The 24653-nt window shown below is 43.2% G+C and carries 19 protein-coding genes and 1 tRNA gene; 7 read left to right on the top strand and 13 right to left on the bottom strand.

What is annotated here, in order from left to right:
• Nucleotides 1–26 precede the first annotated feature (26 nt).
• Complete coding sequence (locus tag DW800_RS11940) at nucleotides 27–1313, bottom strand: NAD(P)/FAD-dependent oxidoreductase (RefSeq protein ID WP_008664590.1); 1287 nt, start codon at nucleotides 1311–1313, stop codon at nucleotides 27–29.
• A gap of 208 nt (nucleotides 1314–1521) precedes the next feature.
• On the opposite strand from DW800_RS11940, the gene DW800_RS11935 reads away from it, so the two are divergent.
• Nucleotides 1522–2715 (top strand): BamA/TamA family outer membrane protein, encoded by a 1194-nt coding sequence (locus tag DW800_RS11935; protein WP_117703314.1) that lies wholly within the window; start codon nucleotides 1522–1524, stop codon nucleotides 2713–2715.
• Nucleotides 2702–4402, top strand: a complete 1701-nt coding sequence (locus tag DW800_RS11930) for a lipid A phosphoethanolamine transferase (RefSeq protein WP_005837124.1) — start codon at nucleotides 2702–2704, stop codon at nucleotides 4400–4402. Before DW800_RS11935 ends, DW800_RS11930 begins: the two co-directional genes overlap by 14 nt.
• A gap of 24 nt (nucleotides 4403–4426) precedes the next feature.
• Here DW800_RS11930 and DW800_RS11925 read toward each other — a convergent pair whose 3' ends face one another.
• The 9 genes from DW800_RS11925 to DW800_RS11885 form a co-directional block, all read right to left on the bottom strand.
• The gene (locus tag DW800_RS11925) at nucleotides 4427–4843 is read right to left on the bottom strand and encodes a DUF1893 domain-containing protein (RefSeq protein ID WP_005825513.1); all 417 of its coding nucleotides are present in this window, start codon (nucleotides 4841–4843) and stop codon (nucleotides 4427–4429) included.
• A 1-nt stretch (nucleotide 4844) separates the two neighbouring features.
• Nucleotides 4845–6245 (bottom strand): aldo/keto reductase, encoded by a 1401-nt coding sequence (locus DW800_RS11920; protein ID WP_009038429.1) that lies wholly within the window; start codon nucleotides 6243–6245, stop codon nucleotides 4845–4847.
• Between the two features lie 21 nt (nucleotides 6246–6266).
• Nucleotides 6267–7763: a 4Fe-4S binding protein gene (locus tag DW800_RS11915; RefSeq protein WP_117703313.1), complete on the bottom strand. Its 1497-nt coding sequence runs from the start codon at nucleotides 7761–7763 to the stop codon at nucleotides 6267–6269.
• 196 nt (nucleotides 7764–7959) lie between these two features.
• On the bottom strand, nucleotides 7960–9750 hold the full coding sequence (locus DW800_RS11910; RefSeq protein WP_009038427.1) for a glycoside hydrolase family 15 protein: 1791 nt from the start codon (nucleotides 9748–9750) through the stop codon (nucleotides 7960–7962).
• Nucleotides 9751–9755: 5 nt separating this feature from the next.
• The gene (locus DW800_RS11905; RefSeq protein ID WP_009038426.1) at nucleotides 9756–12011 is read right to left on the bottom strand and encodes a bifunctional alpha,alpha-trehalose-phosphate synthase (UDP-forming)/trehalose-phosphatase; all 2256 of its coding nucleotides are present in this window, start codon (nucleotides 12009–12011) and stop codon (nucleotides 9756–9758) included.
• A gap of 139 nt (nucleotides 12012–12150) precedes the next feature.
• A complete protein-coding gene (locus DW800_RS11900) occupies nucleotides 12151–12708 on the bottom strand; it encodes an NAD(P)H-dependent oxidoreductase (RefSeq protein ID WP_005825500.1) in 558 nt (185 codons plus the stop codon).
• 324 nt (nucleotides 12709–13032) lie between these two features.
• A tRNA-Lys gene (locus DW800_RS11895) sits at nucleotides 13033–13105 on the bottom strand.
• A gap of 94 nt (nucleotides 13106–13199) precedes the next feature.
• Entirely contained in the window at nucleotides 13200–14003 is an 804-nt protein-coding gene (locus DW800_RS11890) for an MBL fold metallo-hydrolase (protein WP_025835841.1), read from the bottom strand.
• Between the two features lie 82 nt (nucleotides 14004–14085).
• On the bottom strand, nucleotides 14086–15468 hold the full coding sequence (locus tag DW800_RS11885; protein WP_117703312.1) for an MFS transporter: 1383 nt from the start codon (nucleotides 15466–15468) through the stop codon (nucleotides 14086–14088).
• Between the two features lie 207 nt (nucleotides 15469–15675).
• Here DW800_RS11885 and DW800_RS11880 point away from each other — a divergent pair, with 207 nt between their 5' ends.
• The gene (locus DW800_RS11880) at nucleotides 15676–16365 is read left to right on the top strand and encodes an HAD family hydrolase (protein ID WP_005825494.1); all 690 of its coding nucleotides are present in this window, start codon (nucleotides 15676–15678) and stop codon (nucleotides 16363–16365) included.
• 42 nt (nucleotides 16366–16407) lie between these two features.
• Here the strand turns inward: DW800_RS11880 and uxaC are convergent, their stop codons facing one another.
• The gene (gene uxaC / locus DW800_RS11875) at nucleotides 16408–17814 is read right to left on the bottom strand and encodes a glucuronate isomerase (protein WP_117703311.1); all 1407 of its coding nucleotides are present in this window, start codon (nucleotides 17812–17814) and stop codon (nucleotides 16408–16410) included.
• Nucleotides 17815–18047: 233 nt separating this feature from the next.
• On the opposite strand from uxaC, the gene DW800_RS11870 reads away from it, so the two are divergent.
• The gene (locus tag DW800_RS11870) at nucleotides 18048–19109 is read left to right on the top strand and encodes a substrate-binding domain-containing protein (RefSeq protein WP_117703310.1); all 1062 of its coding nucleotides are present in this window, start codon (nucleotides 18048–18050) and stop codon (nucleotides 19107–19109) included.
• A gap of 39 nt (nucleotides 19110–19148) precedes the next feature.
• Nucleotides 19149–20597 carry a tagaturonate reductase gene (locus DW800_RS11865; protein WP_117703309.1) on the top strand — a complete coding sequence of 483 codons (1449 nt, stop codon included), beginning with the start codon at nucleotides 19149–19151 and terminating at the stop codon, nucleotides 20595–20597.
• A gap of 108 nt (nucleotides 20598–20705) precedes the next feature.
• Here the strand turns inward: DW800_RS11865 and DW800_RS11860 are convergent, their stop codons facing one another.
• Both DW800_RS11860 and DW800_RS11855 read right to left on the bottom strand, forming a co-directional pair.
• Nucleotides 20706–21239 (bottom strand): FHA domain-containing protein, encoded by a 534-nt coding sequence (locus tag DW800_RS11860; protein WP_005825486.1) that lies wholly within the window; start codon nucleotides 21237–21239, stop codon nucleotides 20706–20708.
• Between the two features lie 50 nt (nucleotides 21240–21289).
• Nucleotides 21290–22444, bottom strand: a complete 1155-nt coding sequence (locus tag DW800_RS11855; RefSeq protein ID WP_117703308.1) for an SPOR domain-containing protein — start codon at nucleotides 22442–22444, stop codon at nucleotides 21290–21292.
• Between the two features lie 234 nt (nucleotides 22445–22678).
• Between DW800_RS11855 and DW800_RS11850 the strand changes: the two genes are divergently transcribed.
• Together DW800_RS11850 and rfbC are read left to right on the top strand one after the other, a co-directional pair.
• Entirely contained in the window at nucleotides 22679–24097 is a 1419-nt protein-coding gene (locus DW800_RS11850; RefSeq protein WP_035448527.1) for a capsule assembly Wzi family protein, read from the top strand.
• A 4-nt stretch (nucleotides 24098–24101) separates the two neighbouring features.
• The gene (gene rfbC / locus DW800_RS11845) at nucleotides 24102–24650 is read left to right on the top strand and encodes a dTDP-4-dehydrorhamnose 3,5-epimerase (protein ID WP_117703307.1); all 549 of its coding nucleotides are present in this window, start codon (nucleotides 24102–24104) and stop codon (nucleotides 24648–24650) included.
• Nucleotides 24651–24653: the final 3 nt, after the last annotated feature.

The following is a 24653-nucleotide window of genomic DNA, read 5'->3' as shown; positions in this document are numbered from 1 at the left end:
TATAACAAATATTACTCAATAAAAGTTTACTCCCGCTTCAAGGGTTTGATGATAATCCGTAAAGACGGGTCATAGGTAAAGTAACTCCACATCCAGTCTACGAAGATGAAAAGACGGTTCTTTACACCCACAATACTCATCAAATGGATGAATAGCCACACAGCCCATGCCGGAAAACCGCCAAAACGCAGTTTCTTAAGCTCGACTACGGCATGATTGCGGCCAATGGTCGCCATGGAGCCTTTGTTTTGATATATAAACGGCTGCAACGGCAGGCCTGTTTCTGCACGCTGCAAGTTCCTTATCAAGTTGCGGGCCTGCTGGATGGCTGGTTGCACCACTTGCGGGTGTCCTTTGGGATACTCCTCAGAAATCATAAGGGCCGTATCCCCGATAGCGAAAATATTGGGATATTGAGAAAGACGGTTATAAGTGTCCACCTTCAAGCGGTTTCCCGGTCCATAGGCATCGGCAGGCAATCCTTGAAGGCTGTTTGCCTTGACACCGGCCACCCAGAATACATTTTTGGTATCGATGGCAGTCCCGTCATTCAATGCCAATTGATAATTCTCGTATCCCATCACCCGTTGGTTCAATTTGATTTCCACATCACGCTTCTTCAGATAATCGGCCACTTCTTTGGAAGACTCTTCTGAAAAAGCAGACAAGAGCCGGGAAGAGCCATCCAACAAGATGATACGCATCTCATTGATATTCAAGTCCGGATAGTCTTGAGGAAGGACAAACTTCCTCATCTCGGCCAAAGCACCAGCCAACTCTATTCCCGTAGCTCCACCGCCTACAATGGCAAAGGTCATCAGACGCCTGCGCTCTTCTTTATTACCGGTGTTCTGGGCTTGTTCAAAACTATCCAATATCTGGTTTCGGTTGAACAAGGCTTCCGAAGTATTCTTTAGTGCCATGGTCTGTTTCTCCAGCCCGTCGTTTCCAAAATAATTTGTGTTGCAGCCGGTGGCAATGACCAAATAGTCGTATGCCAGCGTGCCGATGGAAGTCTCCAGCAGATTGTGTTCCGGGAAGACTTGCTGTGCTTCACAAATACGTATATGGAAATGCTCTCTTTTTTTGAAGATTTTTCGGTATGGGAATGATATGGCACTCGGTTCAATACCTGCTGTGGCCACTTGATAGAGTAACGGTTGGAAGATGTGATGGTTATTCTTATCCAGTAAAACTATCTGAAACTTGTTGCTTTTCAATTTTCGTGCCAGCTTTAATCCGCCAAAGCCGCCGCCTACGATTACCAGTCGTTTCTGTCCCTCTTTATCGGGAATGTCCATTGCTGTTTTCATAATTCAATATCATGTTGTTCTTTGTAATATTAAAATAACAGTATAAATCGAGGAAAGTTCTATAAATGATGTAGTTAAAAAGAGTAAACCCCACATGCAATGTAGAAATGAACATTAAAAGAGAAAAATTGGAAACAAAAAGAACAGTAACATTGTTGTAATGAAGAACATAAAAACTAACTTTGCCACGGAAGTTTTCTACAAGTAAATGGACACTAAATTGACAAAATGGATATTACCAATATTGATGCTGATTACAGAAACGGCTGTTCATGCACAAACACACCTTGCAGAAGCAAAAAACTCTGTGGACTCAATTTCTACGTATCCGATAGACTCGCTTCCCAAGAAACGCAGTTTTTTCGGAAAAATTTTGAATTACTTCAACGATGCCAACAAAGAAAAGAAAAACAAGAAATTTGATTTCAGCATTATAGGCGGGCCTCATTATTCCAGTGACACCAAATTTGGAATCGGACTGGTGGCGGCAGGACTCTACCGTACCGACCGGAACGATAGTATTCTCCCTCCGTCCAATGTCTCTCTGTATGGGGATGTCTCCACAGTGGGATTCTATTTGCTGGGAGTACGTGGAAACCATCTGTTTCCCCAAGACAAATACCGGTTGAACTACAATCTGTATTTCTATTCTTTCCCAAGCCTTTACTGGGGACAAGGATATGACAATGGAGCCAATGATGACAATGAGAGTGAATACGATCGCTTTCAGGCGCAGGTTAAGGTGGACTTCATGTTCCGGATGGCACGTAACTTTTATATCGGTCCGATGACAGCATTTGATTACGTGTATGGACATGACTTTGAAAAACCGGAATTATGGAAAGGAATGAAAGCGCGTAGCATCAACGTGAGCTTGGGGTTTTCCTTGTTGTATGATTCACGCGATTTTCTAACAAATGCCTATAAAGGATATTACCTACGGATAGACCAGCGCTTCAGTCCGGCCTTTTTGGGAAATAAATATGCATTCAGCAATACGGAACTGACGACCAGCTATTACCAGTCCGTGTGGAAGGGTGGGGTGTTGGCAGGCCAGTTCCATACTCTGCTGAACTACGGAAATCCGCCCTGGGGACTGATGGCAACATTGGGAAGTTCCTATTCTATGCGTGGCTATTATGAGGGGCGCTACCGTGACAAGTGTGCAATGGATGCCCAGCTGGAACTACGCCAACATGTATGGAAGCGAAATGGAGTTGCCGTATGGGTAGGGGCGGGAACCATATTCCCGAATTTCTCGGAATTGGAGGCCAGGCATATTCTTCCTAATTATGGTTTCGGCTACCGCTGGGAGTTCAAAAAGAGAGTAAACGTACGTTTGGATTTAGGTTTTGGCAAACACCAGACCGGATTTATATTCAATATCAATGAAGCTTTTTAGAGACATAAAAAAATGGTTCGACAATCAGGAACATTTGTTCTATCTGTTTCTGGTCATTCTGATAGTACCCAATGTAGTGCTATGCTTTACAGAACCCATATCATGGACGGCAAAGATATGTAATATCCTGCTACCCCTTTCTATATATTATGCTGTAATGGCTTGGTCGAGAAACTGTGGCAGGACATTCTGGCTGCTATTTCCGTTCATCTTCTTCGGAGCCTTCCAGCTTGTATTGCTGTATCTTTTCGGTCAGTCCATTATCGCAGTGGATATGTTTCTGAATCTGGTGACAACCAATTCGAGCGAGGCGCTGGAACTGCTGGACAATCTGATACCTGCCATCGTTATTGTGGTAGTGCTCTATATACCTGCATTAATTCTGGCAACCATATCCATTGTACACAAACGCAGACTGTCCGAAGCATTCATCCGGCAAGCTCGCCGTCGCACTCTGTATGTGTTGTCTGCCGGAATATTATCCTTAGGCACTGCTTATTTGACAGATAACCGGTATGAGCCGAAATCCGAACTGTATCCTGCCAACGTATGCTACAACATAGCACTTGCTTTTCAACGGACGGCCCAGACGCGGAATTATCACAAGACCTCTAAAGATTTTACCTTTCATGCTAGAAGTACTCATCAGGCTGATGAAAGGGAAGTATATGTAATGGTGGTGGGAGAAACCTCACGGGCATGCAACTGGGCTTTGTACGGCTACGAACGGGAGACTAACCCGGGACTGTCGGGCATTGGCGGACTGACAGCTTTCAGCCATGTGCTGACAGAATCAAACACCACCCACAAGAGTGTTCCGATGTTGCTGTCGCCGGTCAGTGCTTCCAGTTTTGATTCCATCTATTATCAGAAAGGGATTATCACAGCATTCAAGGAAGCCGGTTACCAGACCGCCTTTTTCTCGAACCAGCGCTATAATCACTCATTTATAGACTTCTTCGGCAAAGAAGCCGACACGTATGATTTCATTAAAGAAGATGTAGGGGATTCCAATTACAACCCCTCTGATAACGAACTGTTGAAACTGGTAGCAAAAGAACTGGGCAAAGGAGTTTCCAGGCAATTTATAGTTCTCCACACTTACGGTTCTCATTTTAATTATAAAGAGCGCTATCCGGCAGAGCAGGCTTTCTTCCTGCCGGACATGCCCGTTGATGCGGAAGTGAAATACAAAGACAACCTGATTAATGCCTATGACAATTCTATCCGCTACACGGATAATTTTCTGGTTCGTCTGATAGATATGCTTCAAGAACAACATGTCAATTCTGCCCTGATATACACTTCAGACCATGGAGAAGATATTTTCGATGACAACCGGCATCTCTTTCTGCATGCTTCACCGGTACCTTCCTATTATCAGATACATGTGCCATTCTTTATTTGGATGTCCGACAACTACCGGCAGAGATACCCATCGTTATTGGAGGCCGCACAAGCCAATAGGCAGAAGAATGTATCTTCCAGTGCCTCATTCTTCCAGACAATGCTGGAAATAGGTGGAGTGGAGACCCCATACCGGAATGACTCTTTATCTGTCACCAGCGCTCTGTTTATCGAAAGACCCAGAGTCTATCTGAACGACCACAATGAAGCCCGCACACTGGATGATGTCGGTATGCTCAAGGAAGACTTCAAGATGCTGGAAGAGAAAGGCATCAGGTAATCAGGGAAAGAGAGCAGGCTGTTGCTATTTTGCCCTGATTCTTGATATAAAATTCTGAATCACCGGATACATCTCCTCTACCGTATTCAGCTCCATGCAAGCCGTCTCCAACGGGCACCAGCCGGTCTTGTCACGGTTAATGATATGGGGAACCTCTTGGGCAAAAGTCGTTTCAATTCCTGCTTCGCACAGCAATGCCAGCGCAGGAGTGCTGATTATATCGGCATAGACCGTTTTAAAGCCTCCCAGTACCATCAAAGCAGCGGCACCTTTCCCTATAACCTTATCGGCAATGGCAGCCCCCTTCATAAATGCAGAATCTGCCTGGTACAAATCATACAAATCCGCTACTCCCCGTTGGGTGAAAGTACGGACTTCCTCCCGGTTCTTCATAACACAAGAGTATCCTCCCTTGTGCAGTATGTCAATGATACTCTCCATTTTATAAAGTCTCTTGTTTCAACTGTTCTACAAATTTGTCAATACGATGCAGTTCTTTGGGAATATCAATCGTTTGCGGGCAATGCGGAGAACACTGGTTGCACCCGGTACAATGGTCGGCCTGCCTCAGTTTGGGTACACTTCGGTCATATCCTACGAGAAAAGCACGGCGTGCTTTCCGATAATTCTCATCCTGGCTGCTTTCCGGCACATTTCCTTCATTGACACATTTATTGTAATGTATCAAGATGGCAGGAATGTCAATTCCATACGGGCAAGGCATGCAGTACTTGCAGTCGTTGCAAGGTATGGTGGGGTACTCCATCATCAAATCTGCCGTATCATACAGATACTGAGTTTCCTCTTCTGTGAGTGGTACCAATGGAGAGTAAGTACGGATGTTATCCTGCAAATGTTCCATATAAGTCATGCCGCTCAGCACTGTCAGTACATCCTGGGGAGAACCGGCATAACGGAATGCCCAAGACGCCACACTGCGTTCGGGTTCGCGCTGCTTCAGCCGTGCCACAATATGGTCGGGGACATTGGAGAGCCGCCCACCCAGCAGAGGCTCCATAATGACAGCAGGGATCTTACGCTTGGCCAGCTCGTCATACAGATACTCTGCCTTGAAGTTGCTGCCCGAAGCATGTTTCCAGTCCACATAATTTAACTGTATTTGTACAAAGTCCCAATGAACTTCACCACGGTCATGCATCTGCAAGGCATAGTCATAGACTTCGATATCTCCGTGGAACGACCATCCCAAACGGCGGATGCGTCCTGCTTCACGCTCCTTGACAAGAAAATCAATCATACCGTTGTCTATGTAGCGTTTGCGGAATTGCTCCATGCCACCGCCACCAATCATGTGTAGCAAATAGTAGTCTATATAGTCCACCTGCATATCCTCGAACGACTTACGGTACATGGCGATGGAACCCTCGCGAGTCCAGGTATCAGGATGAAAATTGGATAGTTTGGTGGCAAGATAGAACGATTCGCGTGGATGGCGTTTCAGAGCTATTCCCGTAGACTTCTCACTCCATCCTTGTACATACATCGGAGACGTATCGAAATAATTCACGCCATGGGCAATGGCATAATCCACCAGTTCGTTTACAGCATCCTGGTCTATCATTTCCCCTTTTCCATCCGGAGCAGGAACGGTAGGCCAGCGCATACAGCCATATCCTAAAATAGAAACTTTGTCACTCCCCAAACCAGGAAAACTACGATAGGTCATTTTATCCGTCGGAATGGGGCCCAATACTTTACTGCCTTCACTGCTTCCTTCCTTAGAACCACATCCATAGAGGGCAGCAGTAGATGTGGCGGTTGTAATTCCCACTATCTTCAAGAAATCACGACGGTTCATATTGTTTTTATGATGTTCTTCCATACTTATAGAAATTCTACTTTGTTATATAATTCGATGTCTTTCATGTCCTTCCACATAGATGGCACTGAACGGACGGGCCGGACAAAGATTCTCACATGCCCCGCAGCCGATACAACGCTCCACATTGATTACCGGAATCTTTGGAGAATCCTTGTCTTCAGGTATACTCGGCACCATTTGTATGGCTCCCGTCGGACAATGGCGTGCACAGTTGCCACACTGCACACCATCCGTCAGTGGTATGCAATTTTTCTTTACCCACACGGCATGCCCTATCTGAACGGATGATTTATCAGCTTTGGTTATCGGACGGATAGCCCCTGCAGGACATACCTCCGAACATTTTGTACATTCCGGTCTGCAATAGCCGCGTTCGTATGACATTTCCGGTTGCATCAATTTCCTTAAGTCTGCAGAAGGACGAAGAACCTGATTGGGACATGCCGACACACAGAGCTGGCAGGCCGTGCAGTGTTGCGCCATATTGCGGGCACTCAATGAGCCGGAAGGAGTGAGGGGAGTGCTTCGCTCAGGAATCTTCTTATCTTCAATGGCTGCCAGTCCTCCGTCTACTTTCTTTTCCTGCGCTTTTAAAACAGAAGTGGCTGCAACCAGAGCCGTTGCTGTGAAAAAACTGCGGCGGGTTTCGTTTATCTGTTCCGAATCTGCCTTGCCCGCAGCAGGTTTACCGAAAGGATGATACTTGTAGGAAATGGCTCCATGCTTGCACTTCTCAATGCAGTTCATGCAAACCACACACCGGCTTGCATCAATCTGATGCTCCTTAAAGTTGATGCAGGCTGCCTTGCAGTTGCGTGAACAAAGACTGCATTGGTTGCACTTTTCCGAATCTATTGTGATGCGGAAAAGCGAATAACGTGAAAGGAAGCCCAAGACCGTTCCTACCGGGCAAATCGTATTACAATAGGTTCGTCCGTTGCGTCCGGCCAGAACAACAAGCACAGCCAAAGTAGCGGCAGCAATAATAAAAGTCGGCAGGCTCTTCAACCATACATCCGTTTCATAAAAGGCATAACTGTCTGCCCGTTCAGCCAGATAAGCAAGCAGATTGTTGCCCCATTGCCATATAGGTTGAAAAAGATTATTGGCAATACGTCCGTATGCACTATAGGGTGCAAGTAGAGCAGCCAATGAACCAATTCCGGCAATCAAGGCAATGATAAACACACCCAATACGCCATAGCGCAGCCAAGATAAGGCCGGAGAATAAGAGTAAGGAAGCTTCCTGCGTTTTTTGGGTTGCCGGCCCAGCCATGCCAGTATATCCTGAAATACCCCTAAGGGGCAAATCACAGAACAATAGATACGCCCGCATACCAAAGTGAGAATTACAAGAAACAATATCACTCCCACATTTAGCGCCAATACAGCCGGCAAAAACTGGATTTTGGTCAACCAGCCGAACCACCCATGCAACGTTCCCGTAAAATCAAGGAACAACAAGGTGATGAGTACAAAGCAAATCATTGCAAAAGTCAGTCTAATCTTCCGTAACATGATAATCCTTTATTTTGAGTTCCTAAACTATATCAGCGATATGAGTACAAAACAACTGCTGAAATAGTGAAATTTTATTTATGCAAAAATACATAAAAAAAGAAAGGTATCATCATTCAATGGAATTAAAAACGAAAGAAAGAAGGACAAATACAAAATGCTCCCATTTGCAGTATTAATTAAGTTCCCCTCCTCGTTACGGCCGGATAAAAGCCAATCTCTTATTTTCTTCTGCAAACAGAATAGCCGTATTGACTAATGCCAAATGCGAATAAGCTTGTGGAAAATTCCCCAGTTGTTCCTTCGTATTAAAATCAATATCCTCACTGAATAACCCCAAATGATTGGAATATGTCAGAACATCATCAAACAAACAACGGGCTTCTTCCTTTTCTCCGATAACAAAAAGCGCACGTATCAGCCAAAAAGTGCAAATGGTAAAAGCCGAAGAAGGAAGCCCGAAATCATCTTCGCTGTTATACCGGTACATCAATCCCTTATGCAAAAGAGCTTTTTTCACAGCCTTCACTGTCTTATGGTATCGGATATCGTCTGCTGCAATAAAACCGTAAGGTTCCATCAACAGCAAAGAGGAATCCATTGCCATATTATCATAAGTCTGCGAGAAACTTTGAAGTTCTTCCTTCCATCCATATGTCATTACATCCTGCCATACCTTGTCAGCTTCCTTTTGCCAACGTTCACTATAACCGTATTTATTGAGCATGGAAGCTATCTTTGCACCACGGTCCAAAGCCACCCAACACATCACTTTGGATGAAACAAAATGGCGGCTTTCTCCTCTGATTTCCCATATCCCCTTATCTGGTTTCTTCCAATCTTCCATTACCGTGGAAAGAATGCTCTTTACCATTTCCCACATATCCTCTATTTCGTCTAATGTACCGGGCATCAGCCGATAGTACTGGTAAATCAAATCCATCAGATAACCGAACGAGTCATTCTGCTTTTGATGGTAAGCATCATTACCTATCCGTACTGGTTTGGAATTCTTATATCCGGACAAATGCTCCAGAATAATCTCGGTCAGCTGCCTTTCTCCCCGAATGCCGTACATTATCTGATAGGATTCGTGCTTGGATACGAAAGTGGACTGTATGAACTTCATAAAACGTCTTGCTGCTCCTATATGGCCTATCTGGAACAAAGTTTCGATAGACATGGAGGCATCCCTCAACCAACAGAACCGATAATCCCAATTACGTACTTCGCCGACGGATTCGGGCAAACTGGTAGTAAGGGCGGCCAGTACGGCTCCGTTATAGTAAGACATCAGTTTCAAAACCAGCATGCTTCTTTCTATCACATCATTATAGAGAGAATATTTCTTAGTACGGTTGGTCCAATTAAGCCAATAAACCAAAGTACGGCAATATTCAATTTTTTCCCGTTCAATGTCCACCGGAATGACCTTTTCATTGTATGACAAAAGAAAGAACTCATCTTTTTCCAATATAATTTCTTTTTTCTGTTCGATGTTCTGCAAAGGAAGGGAAGAATACAAATATTGTCTATCTTTATTATCAGAAGAACAATAGCTTTCTATAAATTCAGAAGTGACATTATGAATCACTTTACCTTGCGCATAATTGGGAGCAGGGACATAGTTTACTTTGAAACGGGGCTTACCTTTTATCCACCTCACATATCGATACAATTCTGCCGGAAGATAATGGGCATTTTCGTAGGAACGGTAATAAGGCATGTAATCAAGTACGACAAATTCTCCCTCTTTCGAAGAAAAAGAAGTAGACAATATGTTAGTGTGAGGAACGTAAGATTGTGAGATATGATAGTCTTCTGTAACGTCAAATCCAAAACTTCCTCCTCTTTCCCGATCAAGTAGTGATGCAAAGATAGACGGAGAATCAAAATCGGGAAAACACAACCAGTCTATGCTGCCTTTTTCGGATATAAGTGCGGCAGTCCGACAATTGCCTACTACCCCATAATTTAAATTACTCATTTTTACTATTTTGTTTTTAACAAGTCTCTGAAAAAATCGAATATCCCTTTCAAGCTCGTTTTGACATTCTCGCCAATGGGTTGTTTCATGTCTTTCTTGTTCGCCAGAATTTGAAGAAAAGGCAGGACTTCCGTTTGTGATGGCATATTATAGCTTGCTGCCTCCGACACATATCCCACCTTGATTGTCACTGCATTCACCGGCAAAGCTTTGAACATATCTTCATCCGTAGTATCATCTCCCATAGCTATGATAAAGTCATAATGTTTCTTTTCCAACTGGCGTCTCACTTCGGAACCTTTATTATAATCGGGAGACTTAATCTCCACTACTTTATCTCCTTGTATGATTTGCAGCTTTTGCTGTATACAGATGTTAACCAGCACATTGATAAGTTGCTGTGCCCGCAAAGCTCCTAACCATGCATCACTTTCCCGGTAATGCCATGCCAAAGCCGTTTCCTTGACTTCAAGGTGGGAACGAGGCGTCTTTTCGACAAAAAGCTTCAAGATGGACACCAATCCGGAACTCCATTCCGCTTTGTTTATGTTTTTGTGCCAGATGCCATTTTCCTTATAGAAAGCGCCATGTTCCGCAGCCATTGCAATAGGTAAATTTCCCAACCATTTTTCTAAAGTAAAATGGTCGCGACCACTATTCACAACAACATGGTTGGCCGGGTCGGAAACCAGCTTCTGCAATGTGGCAATGAGTTCAGGGGTGGGTTTAGCATTTTCCGGTCGTGTCTTGAGCGACGCCAACGTTCCGTCATAATCCAGCAAGATAAGCCGTTGCTTAGCCTGGTTATATTTCATTTTGATGGCACCAATAATACCGGCGGATATCCTTTTCTTACGAAGCTGTTCATTCTTACGGCACGTATCGCTCCATTCACTTACAAAATCTGCCGCCCACTTATTAACCGTTTGTACGGAAATAATTTTCTGCATGTGTTGCAAGCGTTTCAGTTGTTCCTGTTCGGGCATCTCCAAAGCCCGACAAATGGCCTGCTTTATCTCCTCAGTGTCATTGGGGTTAATCAACAATGCATCCGTCATCTCAATAGCTGCACCTGCCATTTCACTCAAAATCAAAACACCCGGATTATTATTTTTCGAGGCTACATATTCCTTGGCAACCAAATTCATGCCATCACGAAGTGGAGTTACCAAAGCTACATCAGCTATATAGTACATTGCCACCAGTTCTTCAAATGAAAAACCGTGATAGAAATAGCAAACCGGAGTCCAGTCCATCGTAGAATACTGTCCGTTTATAGAACCTATTTCTTCGTCAATCTTGGTTTTTAGCTCAGCATAACTATCTACATGGTCACGTGATGGAACAATGACCATTGCCAATGTAACTTTTCCACAATATTCAGGATGACATTCTAAAAAGGCAGCAAATCCCCATAAACGGTGCAGAATGCCTTTGCTATAATCCAAGCGGTCTACAGAAAGAATCAACTTATGATTCCCGAAAAATTTCCGTGTACGGTCTATCGCCCGCCGTACTTCCGGTCTGGAAGAAGCATTGTGATACAGTCCGTAGTTGATTCCCATAGGAAGAGCATCGATCCTAACTACTCTATTCCCGAGTTGTGCTTCGTCCAGTTTAAAGTCAATACGCAATACCCGTTCGACAGCACTGATAAAATGCCGCATATAGTCATGAGTATGGAAAGCTATAAAGTCAGCACCCAATAATCCTTTCAGGATTTCTGCACGCTCCGGTAATATCCGGAAAAGTTCATAGGAAGGGAAAGGGATATGATGGAAATATCCGATATTCAAATCCGGGTAAACCTTCCGAAGCATTCCGGGAAGCAGCATTAGCTGATAGTCTTGAATCCACACCTTGTCACCTGGACGTATCACGCGGCAAATGGCATCGCAGAACAACTGGTTCACTTCCTGATACGATTGCCAGAAAGAGTTCCGATACAGCGTATAAACAAAAAAGTAGTGACATAATGGCCAAATAGTACTATTACTATAGCCTTCATAATAATTCTTTATCTGTATTTCGGACAAGAATACTGGGTGGAAATTTATTCCTTCCAATCTAGAAGTGATTTCCTCTTTACTTTCTTCGTTGTCAACGCATATTCCAGGCCATCCAATCCAATGTTTTTCGTAGGAAATCTGAAGTGAGTCCAAACCGGTAGCCAGTCCGCCTTCACTTCGTGAAAATACGAACGTTTCATCCTCTTTGGTAACCTTAACGGGTAATCTGTTTGATATAATATAAAGTTTCATGTATGAGTTAACACAAGAAATATGCCAATTCATACAATATTTTATTTATTGCTTAAAATCAGTATTTTAGAAAAAGATAAAGAGAAAAACAAACATTCAAAAATGAAAAAGAATGTTCCATTTCGATATGGTCCTACTATTACCAATTATCACTGAAAATGTCTTTCTTCACCAATGCTTCAATTCTTTGCTTATAGCAATTTATCCCTTCTGCTATATTTTTACTAGCTTCCGAGGTCCCCATTCCATAGACTACAAGAGGAGTTTGCCATATCATTCCAGCATGTACAGCACTTGCTTGATAAGGTCTTAACAACTCATCCACCGTAAAACGATTTCTTCCTCCGCTTCTATAAGCATCATGTTCAGAGCCGGCAGTAGTGACCACCATCAATGTCTTACCAGCCACAGCAGGAGTTTTTGCCAGATAAGTAAATACTTCATCCAACCATCTCTTCAATAAAGAAGGAGCCGACATCCAATAGAACGGAAACTGAAATACAAGCGCAGATGCATGCGATATGATAGTGCTCCATATCTCTGCATTAAAAGCATCTTCCATACGCATCTCATATAAATTGTATATGGCTACCTCTCCCATGTCACTAATAGCATCCATCAATGCCTTGTTAGCTCGCGACTCTTTTATATTGGGATGTGTCAGAAGAACTACTACTTGCTTTGAATCTTTATCCATATTGTTTTTCTTTTAGTTTAAAATCATTGATGTGTGTACAAATATACAAAATATAGATATACGAGTAGGAGGAAATAAAAGTTTTCTTCCTACTTTCATTTTCTGACATATATTTTCGAATGTGACGGAAGAGGCAGAAAGCGGGTGAGGGCAAAGGTATAAAAACAAACTTCTGAAGAATTTATTATGCGGACTAACGAAAAATAATGTATCATCCCCATATAGATTTACTAGTGATTCCGTATGAGGAGCTTATACCCATCAAAGCATGTTCTTGTTAAGACAACTTAAAAAAGGAACAACAGTAGTTGTTCCTTTTTTAAGTACACCCTCAGGGATTCGAACCCTGGACCCACTGATTAAGAGTCAGTTGCTCTACCAACTGAGCTAAGAGTGCATTCCTTATTTCTTGTTTGCGGGTGCAAAAGTAGTCCTTTTATTTTATTCGTGCAAACAAAACGGGGTGTTTTTTGCGATGGAATGGGATTTTTTTATTCAAACTCGTATAAATCAGAAGGAGTAGTACGCTTCAAAGCACACAACTGTACATCCTTTCCTACGATAATTCCTTTTTCCCTTAATTTCCATTCCACTGTTTTATATGCCAATTCAGGATGATTGTTGTCCTTGCTCAAATGACAAAGCCAAATATACTGTAAATGTTCCGTCATATTTTCCGAAAGAAATTCAGCAGTAGCAATATTACTCATGTGTCCGGTGCGGCTGGTAATCCGTTCTTTCAGGTATTGGGGGTAGGTACCCATGCGTAACATTTCCTCATCGTAGTTGGCTTCCAATATCAGATAATTGGCCTTTCTGATATATTCTGCGGCCGTAGGAGTAATTTCACCAAGGTCTGTAAGAAAGGCAAACACTTTTCCATCTATCTCAATGCAATAGCCCACATTGTCCGTACCGTCATGAGGCACCTCGAAAGATTCGATATGAAAATCTTCCAACTGCATGGGTTGCTGCTTTTCCAGGTAACGGACAGACGAATATAACTTTTCTGTCATGCAATAGCTCCGGTTGATACCCTCATGAATCCGGGCAGTTGTATAAATAGGAATATTCTGTTTCTCACCCAATCCGCCTACCGCTTTAATATGATCTGCATGATCGTGCGTAACAAATACCGCACGTATCATTTCCATGCTGATACCTGCTTCTTTCAGTCCTTTTTTTATCGTCCGTACTGCAATGCCGGCGTCGATGAGTATTCCATATTTTTCTGTGCCTATATAATAACAGTTGCCGCTGCTTCCACTGGCAAGGCTTATAAATTTTACTTTCATCCTAATCTCCTTAATTACAAAAAAGCCGTCGCTTTTAAAAAAAGTGACGGCAAATATACAAAAAGTATGCAATATATAAACCTTATGCCTTCTTCTTTTTGTCGATGAATTCGGTAGTTTTGGCAAAAACGAATAATGCTATTGCCGCAACCAATCCTATAACAGCGAAATAATACCAGATATAATGTGCATTGACACTGGCTGCTTCCCACGCTTCGCGGGTTTCAAACAAGACTGGATCAGGACAATATTTTGTCAGAAGCACCCCCGCAATACCGAATCCGAAAATAGAAGAGAGGAATGAATGAAGATGACTGAAACCGAGGTACATACCTTCTTCGCCCTTGGGGGCCTGCAAAGAGAAGTATTCCAGATAACGCGGTGAGATAAAACATTCTGCCAAAGCTTGCACAACAATACCAAACACCATCAGCAAAGTAATATTGCTCATGCCGGAAATAATATCGTTGCCCAGCAAATTACCGCATGCCATCAGCAATGCCGATACCGGAATAAGAAACATGCCTATATTCATAGAAGTAATAGCTGTGCGCTTTGCCATCCACCGGGTGATAAAACTTACACAGCAAACCACTACAAACGGGTTTACATTGGCTATCCACCCCGGTTTGGCTGTTTCACCCGCCATACGGATGACATATTTGGGCATAGTTGCATAGAGCTGTTGCTGCACCATCCAAAAGCCGGTTACGATGAGGATAAGAATCAACAAACGCCAATTAGTGATAATACGCAGAAAACCTTGCCCAATTTCACGCATGCTTTTCCCTTCACCTGCTGTATGTGCCGATTTATACAATAAGATGACAGCCAATAATGCCAGCACCGTCATGGCAGCCGAGAAGTAATTGATATAAATATAAGCTTGCTCACCGATAACATTCCGTAGAGGGTCGACCACCGTTTTTCCGGTAAAAGCTCCTATATTCACCATCATATAGAAGATGGAATAGCCGCGAGCACGGGTAGCCTCTGTTGTTTCCTTAGCCACCGATCCCGATATGATAGACTTGATGAACGAACCTCCTACCATGATAACAAACAATACGGGGACAATCATCCAGCGGTCATTACTATCCGGCAATCCTGAAAAACGGGTTGTCTCGCCATACTCCACCAGACCGGCTGTTTCCAGTAGGGTGGGAAGCAATCCCAAGCCCAAATACCCGATGGAAAGCAGTGAGAAAGCAATAATCATCGACTTTCGGAAACCTATCTTATCGGCATATGCGCCCGTAAAGATAGGCAACAAATAGAGCCCTCCCGAAAACAGACCGGAAATCATGCTTGACTCAAAATCATTGAAACCTAAAATATTGGAAAGATAAATGGTAAGAACAATAAATACAGCATAATATGCCATGCGTTCGAACAGTTCTACTGTACTGCTTACCCAAAAAGCTCTGCTGAAGCCTTTGGAAGCGGGTTGGGGTGATGTCATCATCCTTTTGTACGATTAAAATTTATGTATTAAATGAAAAAATAAATGCAAAAATAGGAAATTAATATCGTGTTTGCAAGATATTAATTTTCTGCAAACACAATATTAATAAGTTGCAGACAAGATATTAACTTCCCATTTATCACTATTTATCTTTTCATTTATATAGAATACTCCGTATCTTTGGACGCTTTTATAAAACGACCATTCATGAAAGATAAAATCGAATTTATAGCTTTTGACGCTGATGACACACTGTGGGAAAGCGAACTTTATATTCAGGAGTTCGAGCACAAATTCTGTAACCTTTTAAGGCAATATCTGCCTGCTTCATCCATATCACAAAGGTTTTTTGAAACAGAAATGAAGAATCTGCATATGTATGGCTATGGGCTGAAGAGCATAATGCTCAGTATGACTGAAACCATCTGCAAAGTGACAGACGGAAACGGGAATATGCATCTTATAGAAGAAGTAATAGGATGGGGACAAGAGCTTCTGCAGAAACCGGTTACACTACTGGAAGGCGTGAAGGAGACCATATCGTCACTTCATGGGAAATATAAATTGGTGTTGGCCACTAAGGGGGACTTGTTCGACCAGAAAAGAAAAATAGAAGCTTCCGGACTGCGAGAATATTTCCATCATATCGAAATTATGAGTGACAAGAAAATCGATGATTACCAGAGGCTGATTGATACATTGGGCTGTCCGCCTGAAAAACTCCTGATGATAGGTAATTCTGTAAAATCAGACATACTTCCGGTATTGGAACTTGGGGGATACGCTGCCCATGTACCATACCACGTGACTTGGGCATACGAGCAACATGAAGGGGAAATACGACATCCCAATTTTATACGATTGGATAGTATCAAAGGAATATTAGATAAGCTATAAGTTATGGGTGAAACTGCATAACTTATAGCTTACTATTGCTTTTTAGAATTGGAAGAAATTCTTAGCGTTATAATAGCTGATATCTTCAATCATCTGGTTTACGCGTTCCATCTCGGAAATAGGAATTTCACCATTTTCTACATCACGGCCTACAAGATTACACAATGTACGGCGGAAATATTCATGGCGCGGATAGGAGAGGAAGGAACGGGAATCGGTCAGCATACCAACAAATCGGCTCAATAAGCCCAGTACAGAAAGGGCATTCATCTGCTTTTCCATACCATCCTTCTGGTCAAGGAACCACCAACCGGAACCGAATTGAATCTTACCGGCAACCGTACCATCCTGGAAGTTACCCAGCATAGTAGCAATGACTTCGTTGGCGCATGGATTCAAATTATAAAGAATAGTCTTGGTCAGCTTACCATTGGAGTTTAAGCGGTCGAGAAATTTAGCCATAGCTTTTGCTGTAGTAAATTCGCCAATGGAATCAAAACCGGTATCAGGACCTAACAGTTTGAACATCTTACTATTGTTGTTGCGAATAGCACCATAATGGAACTGTTGTGTCCAACCTTTCTCCCAATCCATTTCGCCGAACACAACCAGCATGGCCGACTTGAATTTCAGAATTTCCTCCTTCGTCAATCCAGTACCGCCATATACCTTGTTAAAGATAACCTTAACTTCCGCTCCTGTATAATCCTCGGCATAGAATTCTTCAATTCCGTGGTCAGACAGTTTACATCCTTGTTCCGCGAAAAAATCGTGACGCTTACGCAAGGCAGCAACCATATCGTCAAAGCAGGAAATAGCCACATCGCTCACTTCGGCCAACTTTTCTACATATGCGCGAAAATCGGCAGGAACTTCCACCGCCATTGCCTTATCCGGACGCCAAGTAGGCAACATCTTGATTTCAAAACCGCTCTCGCGTGTCTTGATATGATATTCCAAGGAATCAATAGGATCATCTGTAGTACAAACCACTTCCACGTGATAACGGCGCATCATGCCACGGGCGGAATATTCAGGCTGTTTCAGCTTCTCATTACATTCATCATAAATTTCACGGGCCGTATGAGGATTGAGAATTTTATCGATTCCAAAAGCGGTCTTCAATTCAAGGTGGGTCCAGTGGTACAACGGATTACGGAAAGTATAAGGTACCGTTTCGGCCCACTTTTCAAACTTTTCCCAATCTGTAGTATCCTTACCGGTACAGAAACGTTCGTCCACACCATTGGTACGCATGGCCCGCCACTTGTAGTGGTCACCTCCCAACCAAATCTCAGTCAGTGACTTAAACTGATAGTCTTCCGCCACCATTTGAGGAATCAAGTGACAATGATAGTCGATAATTGGCATTTTAGCCGCATGCTCGTGGTACAACTTCTGTGATGTTTCCGTTTGCAACAGAAAGTTTCCGTCCATAAAGTTTTTCATCTTCTTGTGTTTTAAGTATCTAAAAATATTACTTTCTATTTATTACACCTATATAGTATTGATTGTAAAGCTAATAGGTCGTATAATTGTTTTTAGTTTTATTAACCGTTATCGAACACAAAAGTAGAAATTTTACTTGGAGAAACAAAATAATTCGTATCTTTGCGGCGAATATTTATAATATTTAAGCTTCAGACGTCTCACCTTTACCGCCTTAGGCAGCATACCTCAAGATGGAAAACAAGAACTATACCATTAAAGACATAGCACGCATGGCCGGCGTCTCTGCCGGCACTGTAGACCGCGTACTGCACAACCGCGGAGACGTATCCGTTTCCAGTAGGGAAAAAGTCCAGAAAGTACTCGACGAGATAGATTATCATCCCAATATGTTTGCCATCGGGCTGGCGGCTAAAAAGCGCTATCATATTGTCTGCATTATACCTTATTATATAGAACATGATTATTGGCATGCTGTAGCAGCGGGAATTGACCGTGCCGCACAAGAATTACGGCCGTTCAATGTTGGGGTTAGCTATCTGTACTATCGGCATGCGGACAAATCCTCCTATAAAGAAGCATGTGCTGTGCTCCGGGAGGAAAATGCCGACGCCGTACTTGTTGCCCCGAATTTCCGAGAGGAGACCATAAAACTCACTACTTATTTGGAGGAAGCGGATATTCCCTATGCATTCATAGACTTCAATATTGAACAGACGCATGCCTTGTGTTATATCGGACAAGATTCCAAAACCAGCGGATACATTGCTGCCAAGATTCTGATGCGTAGCTATGAAAAAGGGCAGGAGCTTGTGTTATTCCTGAGCAATCAGAAAAACAATCCGGCAGAAATCCAGATGCAACGCCGCCTCGAGGGGTTCATGCAATACCTTTCCGAGGAACATAAGGATTTGACTATCCATGACATTGTGTTGCACAAGGAAGATACTGACGGCAACAGACGGATATTGGATGCTTTTTTTAAAGAACATCCCCAAGCCGTACTGGGAGCTGTTTTTAATTCCCGTGTTTATCAAGTGGCAAGTTATCTGCACGAAAAGGGGTGGAAGCTGGCAGGACTTGTGGGATATGACCTTTTACACAAAAATACAGAGTTCCTGAAAACCGGTGAAGTAACCTTTCTCATCGGTCAACGTCCAGGCCTGCAAGGCTATTGTGGCGTAAAGACTTTATGCAACCACGTGGTATTTAAAAGACCGGTCACTGCAGTGAAATACATGCCCATCGACATATTGATGAAGGAAAACATAGACTTTTACTTTGAGTTTGAATAATTAAAAAATTACATATCAACCATTTAAATCATTTTTTAAATGAAAGCATTAAACAAAGAAACTGCTCCCAAAGCACAACGCCCGGAACGCATTATCCAGTTTGGCGAAGGTAATTTCCTTCGCGCATTTGTGGATTGGATTATTTATAACATGAATCAAAAGACCGATTTCAACAGCAATGTGGTAGTAGTCCAACCCATTGATAAAGGTATGGTTGACATGCTGAATGTCCAGGATGACCTTTATCATGTAAATCTGCAAGGTCTGGATAAAGGAGAAACCATCAACAGTCTGACTATGATAGATGTAATCAGCCGTGCCTTAAACCCCTATACTCAAAACGATGAGTTCATGAAATTGGCCGAACAACCGGAAATGCGTTTTGTCATTTCCAACACGACGGAAGCAGGTATAGCCTTTGACCCTGCTTGTAAGCTGACAGATACACCGGCGTCTTCTTATCCGGGCAAACTGACACAGCTGTTGTATCACCGCTTCAAGACATTCAACGGCGACAAGAGCAAAGGACTGATTATCTTCCCTTGCGAACTCATCTTCCTGAATGGCCACAAGTTGAAGGAGACAATCTATCAATACATTGAATTATGGCAATTGGGTGATGAGTTCAGAGCTTGGTTTGAGGAAGCCTGCGGTGTGTATGCAACACTGGTGGACCGTATCGTTCCAGGATTCCCCCGCAAAGACATTGCCGCTATAAAAGAAAAGATACAGTACGATGACAATCTGGTAGTGCAGGCTGAAATTTTCCATTTATGGGTCATCGAGGCTCCGCAAGAAGTCGCCGAAGAATTCCCTGCCGACAAAGCCGGACTGAATGTATTGTTTGTTCCTTCTGAAGAACCTTACCACGAAAGAAAAGTAACCTTGCTGAATGGACCTCATACCGTATTGTCTCCAGTAGCCTATCTGTCGGAGGTAAATATTGTACGCGATGCCTGCCAGCATCCTATAATCGGACAATACATCCATAAAGTGATGTTTGACGAGCTGATGGAAACGTTGAACCTGCCGAAAAACGAATTGAAAAAGTTTGCAGAAGATGTATTGGAGCGCTTCAACAATCCGTTTGTTGACCATGCCGTAACCAGTATTATGCTGAACTCTTTCCCTAAATACCAAACCCGTGACCTTCCTGGCCTGAAAACCTACTTGAAACGTAAAGGAGAACTGCCGAAAGGTCTGGTATTGGGACTGGCTGCCATCATCACGTATTACAAAGGAGGTACCCGCGCAGACGGCACAGAAATCATCCCGAATGATGCTCCCGAAATCATGCAGTTATTGAAAGACCTTTGGGCAACGGGGGATACCCGCAAAGTGGCAGAAGGCGTATTGGCAGCCAAAGACCTTATCTGGGGGGAACACGGAGACTTGAATACCGTTCCAGGATTGACAGACATGATTACCTGCTTCTTAAAATCCATCCAAGAAAAAGGCATGCAGGAAACAGTAAAAGGTATTCTTTAATTCCTATGATTTTAAACAAGCAGACCGTACAAAAGGAGTTTTTATACGGTCTGCTTTATTTATACCACATTTGATGGGAAATAATTAAGCCACAGTTTTCTTTTTTGTCTAAAGGCTTTCCTGCTCTGCTGCCCGCAATATAAAAGTAGTGGCACCAATAGTTACAATGGCTCCATCCTCAATGCGAATACGGTCTTTGTCACCCAAAATTTCATTATTAAGGAAAGTTCCCGTCAGGCTGGGAGCATCGCGTAAGGTATAAATCAACACTCCCTGCTTATTACGCTTTACATTAATGATACAGTGACGCCGGTCCATACTCATATCCGAAGTCTCAATCGGCACATCGATAACATTCCCCACGCAACGCCGGCCTATGATATTGTCACCTTCTTGCAATGGAAGTACCTGCTTAAAACCAAACACGTTCTCAATGACCGTGATGCTGCCAAAAGCCTCTTTAAACTCCGCTTCATCCGGACGTTCTTCCTTTTGAGGGGCTTTCATCTTTGATTTACCTAAACGGATACTGAACTGCTTCTTACACTGGTCACATACAAAGACCAGTGATTGGCCTTCGGTATACTTGGTTTCATCGAATGTTAAGTAATTCTCACATTTGGGACAACGGATACGCTTCATGATAGTTAAAAATTAAAGAATTAAAAAATAAAGCAAGGGTAGATTACTTTCTACTTCTTTAATACCCAAGCGTTCTTATACGTTTCATTCTGGCGAACTCTGTTCAATGCCTGATATGCTTCTGTTTCTGTGCCACAAGACTCAATGCTGACACGCATTTTACCATCTCCAACAATTGCTTTTGCATGAGGGTAACCTTTTTCAATCAGTTGCTTTGCCATTGCTTCGGCATCCTTCTCAGTACCTACACTGGCAATGATGACGTGGTATTTCTGTGCAGAGACAGGTGACGGGGCGACAGTCCCTGCTGTGGTCTTTTGAATTTCACTCTTTGTTGTTACAGATGTTGAAGAGGACACTTCTGCCGCCTGCTGCTTAGGCTGAGAAACAACCGGAGCATTCTGCGCGTTAGCTTGGCCCACCTTAACCTCTCTTACGGCAACCGGAACCACCTTTTTCTTTGCCTTCTGCCCCGTGTTTTTTTGAACCGACGCTTTCGGAGTGTCGGCCTTCCGGCTAACAACAATCGGATTAATGGCAAGGGATTCCTTTTCTATCATCTCAAAAAGTTCATTCGGAAGTAATTGCGCATAATTTCCTTCAACCACTTCCGTATTCTCTATCGGTGTAGACAAAAAGAAAAACAAGGCAACCACTGCAATCATGGCAACCGCATTCGACAAATAGGAACGGTTGAATTTAATCTCAAACCTTCGCTTTTTGTCTTCCGGCACAACTGGAACAGAATAACGGATGGTCTTTTCCATGTACGGTTTCTTCAGTTCCGCCAGTTCCTGCATTTCAAAACTATCCAACCCATATAAGTAAGGAGTGGTTATCTTGTGGTCATAGGGAACAAAGTCATAAATACCATGAATGGAGTAACGCAATTCGCCAATGTTGGGCAAATCCACCTTACCTTCTTCATGGAGAGCAGTGAATATATGCGCCACTTCTTTTTCTACAATCCGCGTAGCATCAGAAAAATCAGTATCATAGACAGCCATATAGGATTGTACAAGTAAGCCGTCATTCATCTTCAGTTGAGGATTGAAACCGATAATACGGGTAGGGGGCAGAAAAACATTCTCTTCCGCTACTCTCATTGCCGGAGTATAATGAGCTACAAATCCTCCCAAACCGGGAACAATGACACAATCGTTCTCCAATAACAATACTTCTATGTGCTGTGCTAATTCAATCATGCTACAAAAGTAGCGGAAATATCGGATATACGCTAGTTTCAGAGCTTTTTTCTTATCAACAAATTATGAACATTGCACATTGAAAATGTATTTGAAAAAGGTTTTTTGGCAAGAGAAGGAATTTTTACCGGAAAAATTTCTACTTTTGTACCGTTTAACTATACTCGTCAAGAATAGAAAGACAATTGCCCCTCGCAAGAGTATACAAACCTAAACACTTAACAAAAGACTATTATGCGTATTATTTTCTGTCTGATGGTTTTCTTGTTCATAGGAAAGAACACGATGCTGGCACAGCAGCTGTCCTCATTCGTAGAATATGGAGCAGCCCTGCATACCGGTGACAATACTCCTCTTTGGCAGGTCAGCAACCAGCAAGGACTCACTTCGCTCGACAACAATACTTACATACGTGGAGGAATATCCTACAAACACCAACTTGGAAAATGGAAGTTTGAAGAAGCACTGGATTTGGTTGCAGCAGCCGGATTCAGCACGACCTCCTTCATTGTACAGCAGGCTTACGTAGACATCCGTTACAAGTGGTTTGGATTCTTTGCCGGAAGCCGGGAACAGAATTCTCCATTGCTGAATCAAGAGCTGAGTAGTGGCGGCATGACCTGGTCGGGTAATGCGCGTCCCATCCCACAAGTACAGATAGGCATACCCGAGTATGTACAGTTGCTACCCCGTTTAGGCCTGAAAGGAGAAATCTCGTACGGATGGTTTACAGATAACAAATACCAGCGGGAGCAAGTCGGAGAAAAATACTGGTACACCAAGAGTATCAAATACCATCATAAAGAAGGGTTCCTGCGTATCGGTATACCCAAAGGAAAATGGCAACTGGAACTCGGAATGACCCTCGACACCCAATTCGGAGGATACAAGATTGGAGGTTCCGAATTGGGAGACTTGGGCAACGGATGGAAGGATTACGTACGCGTATTCTTCCCCGGCCACGGGCGTGAGGACGGACCGGTAGGTGAACATCTGGCTTTCCAAGGCAATTTTCTGGGTAGCGAATATATCAAAATGACTTATCGTCCTAAGGAAGATTTCTCCATCAGCGCCTATCTGGACAATCATTTTGATGACTTCTCCGCCATGGCCAAACTCAACGGTTGGGATGGCTTATGGGGTGTGGAATATAAATCCAACCATAGACAAGCCATCAACGGAATCGTTATCGAATATCTCCAGACTACCAATATGAGCGGTCCACTGCACGGTTTGCAAAATTCTGTAGTAGGTAAGACCGGAGGAGCCGACAACTACTACAACAACGGTTACTACCCAGGATGGGCACATTGGGGTATGGCGATAGCCAATCCGTTGATAGCATCGCCTATCTATAATAAGGATGGCGATATGAGTTTCAAGTACAATCGCGTTAAGGCCCTGCATCTGGGATGGAGCGGCGACATCAGCAGTGAGTGGAGATATGTGGCAAAATTGTCCCACAACAGAACTTGGGGAACTCCTCATCGTCCGATACCCGATATATTAGAAAATTTTTCTACTTTTGCATCGTTTTACTATATTCCCCGTAAATGGAAGGGCTGGTGCTTCAACGCGTCCCTTGCATTGGATATGGGAGAGATATATGGAGACAATTTTGGATTCCAACTGAAAGTACATAAAACATTTTAAGAAAATGAACTACATACAAACAGAGATTGACGGCGTATGGCTGATTGAGCCGAAAGTATTCCATGATGCCCGCGGATACTTTATGGAAGCATTTAAGGAAGAAGAGTTCCGTGCACATGTCGGAAACGTTCACTTCATCCAGGACAATGAGTCCAAATCCTCTTTCGGTGTATTACGTGGTCTTCATTACCAGAAGGGTGATTGCAGCCAGGCCAAACTGGTACGTGTCATTAAGGGAAAAGTGCTGGACGTGGCTGTCGACTTAAGAAAATCTTCTCCCACTTTCGGAAAGTATGTCAGTGTGGAGCTAAGTGAGGAGAACAAAAGACAATTCTTCATTCCGCGTGGTTTTGCCCACGGTTTTCTGGTGCTGAGCGATGAAGCTGTCTTTACATACAAGGTAGACAACGTATACGCACCACAATCCGAGGCATCCATCCGTTTTGACGACGAAGCCATCGGTATTGAATGGCCCGTTGCTACGGAACAGCTTCTATTATCAGATAAAGACGGACATGCCGTATCGTTCAAGGATGCGGCCTATTATGAATAAAAT

The sequence above is a fragment of the Bacteroides sp. AM32-11AC genome (assembly GCF_003603515.1).
Taxonomy (GTDB): Bacteria; Bacteroidota; Bacteroidia; order Bacteroidales; family Bacteroidaceae; genus Bacteroides; species Bacteroides uniformis.
This window is presented reverse-complemented; position numbering and strand designations above follow the sequence as displayed.

Bases quoted from the DNA above. Each gene is read 5' to 3' on its own strand.
- DW800_RS11940 (WP_008664590.1), bottom strand. From the start codon at position 1,313: ATGAAAACAGCAATGGACATTCCCGATAAAGAGGGACAGAAACGACTG.
- DW800_RS11935 (WP_117703314.1), top strand. From the start codon at position 1,522: ATGGACACTAAATTGACAAAATGGATATTACCAATATTGATGCTGATT.
- DW800_RS11930 (WP_005837124.1), top strand. From the start codon at position 2,702: ATGAAGCTTTTTAGAGACATAAAAAAATGGTTCGACAATCAGGAACAT.
- DW800_RS11925 (WP_005825513.1), bottom strand. From the start codon at position 4,843: ATGGAGAGTATCATTGACATACTGCACAAGGGAGGATACTCTTGTGTT.
- DW800_RS11920 (WP_009038429.1), bottom strand. From the start codon at position 6,245: ATGGAAGAACATCATAAAAACAATATGAACCGTCGTGATTTCTTGAAG.
- DW800_RS11915 (WP_117703313.1), bottom strand. From the start codon at position 7,763: ATGTTACGGAAGATTAGACTGACTTTTGCAATGATTTGCTTTGTACTC.
- DW800_RS11910 (WP_009038427.1), bottom strand. From the start codon at position 9,750: ATGAGTAATTTAAATTATGGGGTAGTAGGCAATTGTCGGACTGCCGCA.
- DW800_RS11905 (WP_009038426.1), bottom strand. From the start codon at position 12,011: ATGAAACTTTATATTATATCAAACAGATTACCCGTTAAGGTTACCAAA.
- DW800_RS11900 (WP_005825500.1), bottom strand. From the start codon at position 12,708: ATGGATAAAGATTCAAAGCAAGTAGTAGTTCTTCTGACACATCCCAAT.
- DW800_RS11890 (WP_025835841.1), bottom strand. From the start codon at position 14,003: ATGAAAGTAAAATTTATAAGCCTTGCCAGTGGAAGCAGCGGCAACTGT.
- DW800_RS11885 (WP_117703312.1), bottom strand. From the start codon at position 15,468: ATGATGACATCACCCCAACCCGCTTCCAAAGGCTTCAGCAGAGCTTTT.
- DW800_RS11880 (WP_005825494.1), top strand. From the start codon at position 15,676: ATGAAAGATAAAATCGAATTTATAGCTTTTGACGCTGATGACACACTG.
- uxaC (WP_117703311.1), bottom strand. From the start codon at position 17,814: ATGAAAAACTTTATGGACGGAAACTTTCTGTTGCAAACGGAAACATCA.
- DW800_RS11870 (WP_117703310.1), top strand. From the start codon at position 18,048: ATGGAAAACAAGAACTATACCATTAAAGACATAGCACGCATGGCCGGC.
- DW800_RS11865 (WP_117703309.1), top strand. From the start codon at position 19,149: ATGAAAGCATTAAACAAAGAAACTGCTCCCAAAGCACAACGCCCGGAA.
- DW800_RS11860 (WP_005825486.1), bottom strand. From the start codon at position 21,239: ATGAAGCGTATCCGTTGTCCCAAATGTGAGAATTACTTAACATTCGAT.
- DW800_RS11855 (WP_117703308.1), bottom strand. From the start codon at position 22,444: ATGATTGAATTAGCACAGCACATAGAAGTATTGTTATTGGAGAACGAT.
- DW800_RS11850 (WP_035448527.1), top strand. From the start codon at position 22,679: ATGCGTATTATTTTCTGTCTGATGGTTTTCTTGTTCATAGGAAAGAAC.
- rfbC (WP_117703307.1), top strand. From the start codon at position 24,102: ATGAACTACATACAAACAGAGATTGACGGCGTATGGCTGATTGAGCCG.